General features: G+C 68.3%; 4 protein-coding genes. All 4 read left to right on the top strand.

The window, feature by feature from the left end:
* Positions 1 to 596, top strand: a 596-nt coding sequence (locus B2W70_RS05590; RefSeq protein ID WP_286743673.1) for an SDR family oxidoreductase, incomplete at its 5' end; no start/stop codon positions are given.
* Positions 597 to 598: 2 nt separating this feature from the next.
* Positions 599 to 1,258 (top strand): hypothetical protein, encoded by a 660-nt coding sequence (locus B2W70_RS05585; RefSeq protein WP_058086688.1) that lies wholly within the window; start codon positions 599 to 601, stop codon positions 1,256 to 1,258.
* 127 nt (positions 1,259 to 1,385) lie between these two features.
* Positions 1,386 to 2,924 (top strand): lysine--tRNA ligase, encoded by a 1,539-nt coding sequence (lysS, locus tag B2W70_RS05580; protein WP_058086687.1) that lies wholly within the window; start codon positions 1,386 to 1,388, stop codon positions 2,922 to 2,924.
* A partial coding sequence (locus B2W70_RS05575; RefSeq protein ID WP_286743670.1) for an acyltransferase family protein occupies positions 2,921 to 4,101 on the top strand: 1,181 nt, incomplete at its 3' end. The genes lysS and B2W70_RS05575, both read left to right, overlap by 4 nt.

Here is a 4,101-nt window from a genome sequence, read left to right as displayed (position 1 = left end):
AAGCCGGTGGGGTCGCGCACGTGCACGCTTGCGACCTCGGCGAGCCACACGCCATCGATGCGCTGTTCACAGCCATCGACGCTTCCGGACACGTGCCCGAGTTCGTGGCCTTCAACGCCGCTTACCTCAACATGCCGCGCCTCCTTCTGAGCACCTCGACGCGCTTTTTCGAAGGCAATTGGCGCGTGACAGCGCTGGCCGGCATCTTGTGCGCCCAGGCCGCCGGCCAACGCATGGTGCGCAGGGGTCGGGGCAGCATCCTGGTGACCGGGGCCTCCGCCTCCATGCGGGGCAAACCGCTGTTTGCCGCCTTCGCCTCTGCCAAGGCCTCGCTCAGGGCCTTCACCGCCTGCCTGGCACACGAGCTCGCACCTCAGGGTGTGCACGTGGCGCACGTCGTCATCGACGGCGTGGTCAAGGGCGATCGGGCACGGCAAGCCTTCTTCGGCCTCGGTGCCCTGCTCAGCTGGTTGCTCAAGCGCGATGGGCGCCTGGCACCTCAAGAAGTGGCCCGCAGCTACTGGGCCCTCCACCAACAGCCCCCGGGGGCCTGGACCCATGAAATCGACCTGCGCCCCCATCAGGAGCCGTTCTGACCATGCCGAGCCCACCCCACACCGCACCCGCTGATGCCCCTGCCCACGGCCGCGTCTGCCTGTTCGCCCCACCTGGCGCCCTGGCCCTGGCCGACTTGCTGCGAGACCAAGCCCAGGCCCGAGGCATGGCCTTCGAACACCACGACGCACACGTGCCCGACCCCGATGCCCTGCTCGCCACGCGCCGCCCACCCGGGCGACCGCTCAGCCTCGTGGTCTTCGCAGGCGACCCCGCGCCAGGCGGATCCGCGCTGCACACCCCGGCCTCGGCCTGGCAGGCCGCTTGGGCCAGCCATTGCCTGGCCGGCCTGCGTGTCGGGCAAGCGGCGATCCGTGCGATGCGCCCCCAGCGACACGGCACGCTGATCTACCTCGGGCACCACGCTGGCGTCACCGACGCGCAGGCCGTGCGACGCCTTGACCCCAGCGCCTTCAGCGCCAGCCAGGCGGTGGCCAGCGCGGGCCTGCGCGCGCTCAGCCAGTCCATGGCCCGCGCCTTCGGGCCGCAGCGTGTGCATGTGGCGCACGTGGTGATGGATTCCCCACTCGCCGGCGACACCCACCCAGATGCCATCGCCCAGGCATGCTGGCTGCTGCACGACCAGGGCCCCTCGGCCTGGACCCACGAAATGGACCTGCGCACAGGTTGCGCGTCGGCGTGATCAGCCCTGCCGCGCGAGCACCAGCCGGGCCCCGCCCCGAGGGGACGGCAAGTTCGTACAATAGCGGGTTCGGGGCGCGAGACCGGTGACACCGGTTTTCGGCAGCGCCCCCCACCCGAGCCAGCACATGACCACGCCCCAACACCCCGCCCAAGCCGGCGCCAACCCCGACGCCGTTTCCACCGAGCCTCAGGTCGACACCAACAAACTGGTGGCCGAGCGCCGCGAGAAACTGGCCGCCATCCGGGCCCAGGGCGTGGCTTTCCCCAACGACTTCAAGCCCGCCGACCGCGCTGCAGCCCTGCACGCCGCCCACGACGGCACCGAGCCCGAGGCCCTCGAAGCCCAGGCGGTCAAGGCCATCGTCGGTGGTCGCCTGATGCTCAAGCGCGTCATGGGCAAGGCCTGCTTTGGCACCCTGCAGGACGCCACCGGCCGCATCCAGGTCTACGTCACGCTCGACAACGTCGGCGCTGAAACCCTGAACGCCTTCAAGCACTGGGACCTGGGCGACATCCTGGGCGCCGAAGGCACGCTGTTCAAGACCAAGACGGGCGAGCTCTCCATCAAGGTCACCGGCATCCGCCTGCTGACCAAGGCCCTGCGCCCGTTGCCCGACAAGTTCCACGGCATGACCGACCAGGAGCAGAAGTACCGCCAGCGCTACGTCGACCTGATCGTCGACGAGCACTCGCGCTCGCGCTTCATCGCCCGCAGCAAGGCCATCGCCTCCATCCGCGCCTTCATGGTCGACAACGGCTTCCTGGAAGTCGAAACGCCCATGATGCACCCCATCCCTGGCGGCGCCAACGCCAAGCCCTTCACCACCCACCACAACGCGCTGGACCAGGAGATGTTCCTGCGCATCGCGCCTGAGCTCTACCTCAAGCGCCTGGTGGTCGGCGGCTTCGAGCGCGTGTTCGAAATCAACCGCAACTTCCGCAACGAGGGCGTGTCAGTCAGGCACAACCCCGAGTTCACGATGATGGAGTTCTACGCGGCCTGGTGGAACCACCGCGACCTGATGGACTTCACCGAGAGCATCCTGCGCCACGCGGCGATGGCCGCCGTCGGCACGGCCAAGCTCACTTACGGCGGCAAGGACGTCGATCTCGAATCGCCCTTCGAGCGCCTGACGGTGCGCGACTCGCTGGTCAAGCACGCCGGCCTGACCCCGGCCGAAGCCGATGACGCCGCCGTGCTGCACGCCAAGCTCAAGCAGCTGGGCGAAGAGCCGCCGGCCCGCTGGAGCCTGGCCGAGCTGCAGTTCGGCCTGTTCGAAGCCGCCGTGGAAGAAAAGCTCTGGCAGCCGACCTTCATCATCGACTACCCTGTTGAAGTCAGCCCGCTGGCGCGCGCCTCCGACGCCAACCCCGGCATCACCGAGCGCTTCGAGCTGTTCATCACCGGCCGCGAATACGGCAATGGCTTTTCCGAGCTCAACGACCCCGAGGAGCAGGCCGCCCGCTTCGCCGCGCAAGCCAGCGCCAAGGACGCCGGCGACGAAGAAGCCATGTACTTCGACGCCGACTACATCCGCGCGCTCGAGTACGGCCTGCCCCCGACCGGCGGCTGCGGCATCGGCATCGACCGCCTGATGATGCTGCTGACCGACGCGCCCAACATCCGCGACGTCATCCTGTTCCCGGCCCTGCGCCGCGAATGAGCGAGCAGCACCCGGCCTGGTTGATCGGGCCCTGCTTGCTGGCCTGGCTCAGCATCTGGGTCCTGGGCAAGTTGTGGCGCACGCCTGAACCCGCCCAGCCAGGCCGAAACGCCAGCATCGACGGGCTTCGGGGCCACCTGGCCTTGGCGGTGTTCCTGCACCACGGCGTCATCTGGCACGGCTACCTGAGAACCGGGCGATGGGAGGCCCCGTCCACCAACCTGTTCAACCAGTTGGGGCAGGCCAGCGTGTCGCTGTTCTTCATGATCACCGCCTTCCTCTTCGTCGGGAAGTTGCTCGACAAGCGAGGCCAAGCGATCGACTGGACACGGCTTTACGTCTCGCGCGTGATGCGGCTGACGCCGCTCTACCTGATCGCGGTGCTTGGGGTGGTGACCCTGTGCGGCGCGCTCACCGACTGGACCTTGCAAACCAGCCTGCCGACGCTCGCTCGCGCTTTGCTGCACTGGTTCTTCTTCACCATCGGCGGTGCAGCCGACCTCAACGGCGTCGAACAAACCAACCTGATGACCTCGGGCGTGACCTGGTCGCTGCCGCTGGAGTGGATGTTCTACCTGCTGCTGCCCACCCTGGCCTTGCTGCTCAGGCGCGACACCCGCTGGTGGATGGCGGCAGCGACATTCCTGGCTGCCTGGGCCATCTGGGCCCACCACAAGGACGCGTGGATGCTCCGGGCGTTCGCCATCGGGGGCCTGTCGGCCTGGGTCAGCCAGCAAGCCGGGGTCCAACAACTGGCCCGCAGTCGCATGGGGTCGGTGGGCGCGGGGGTTGCGCTGGCCGTGGCATTGCTTGCCACGCACCAGGTCCGCGAGTGGCGGCCGATGTTGGCGCTCGCCATCGCCTTCACGCTGGTCGCTGCTGGCAACACGCTGTTCGGCGCCCTGGTTTCGCGCACCTCGCGCGCACTCGGGGACCTGGCCTACGGCATCTACCTGCTGCACGGCCTGATCTTGTACGGCTCGGTGCATTTCCTGATCGGATCGGATCAGGCCGCAACGCTCACGGTCGCCCAACACTGGGGGTGGCTCACGGCCTTGACCCCCGTGCTCATCGCCCTGGCATGGGCGGCCTTTCACCTGGTCGAGCACCCCTGCATGGGGATGACGAACGCCGTCACCCACCACGTCAAGGCTCGATTGGCAGGCTGGCGCTTGAT

It is taken from the genome of Aquabacterium sp. UBA2148 (genome assembly GCF_002328915.1).
In the GTDB taxonomy this organism is placed as follows: domain Bacteria; phylum Pseudomonadota; class Gammaproteobacteria; order Burkholderiales; family Burkholderiaceae_C; genus Aquabacterium; species Aquabacterium parvum.
The sequence above is the reverse complement of the archived record's forward strand: the minus strand, read 5'-3'. Positions and strand labels throughout refer to the sequence as shown.

Bases quoted from the DNA above. Each gene is read 5' to 3' on its own strand.
- lysS (WP_058086687.1), top strand. From the start codon at position 1,386: ATGACCACGCCCCAACACCCCGCCCAAGCCGGCGCCAACCCCGACGCC.
- B2W70_RS05585 (WP_058086688.1), top strand. From the start codon at position 599: ATGCCGAGCCCACCCCACACCGCACCCGCTGATGCCCCTGCCCACGGC.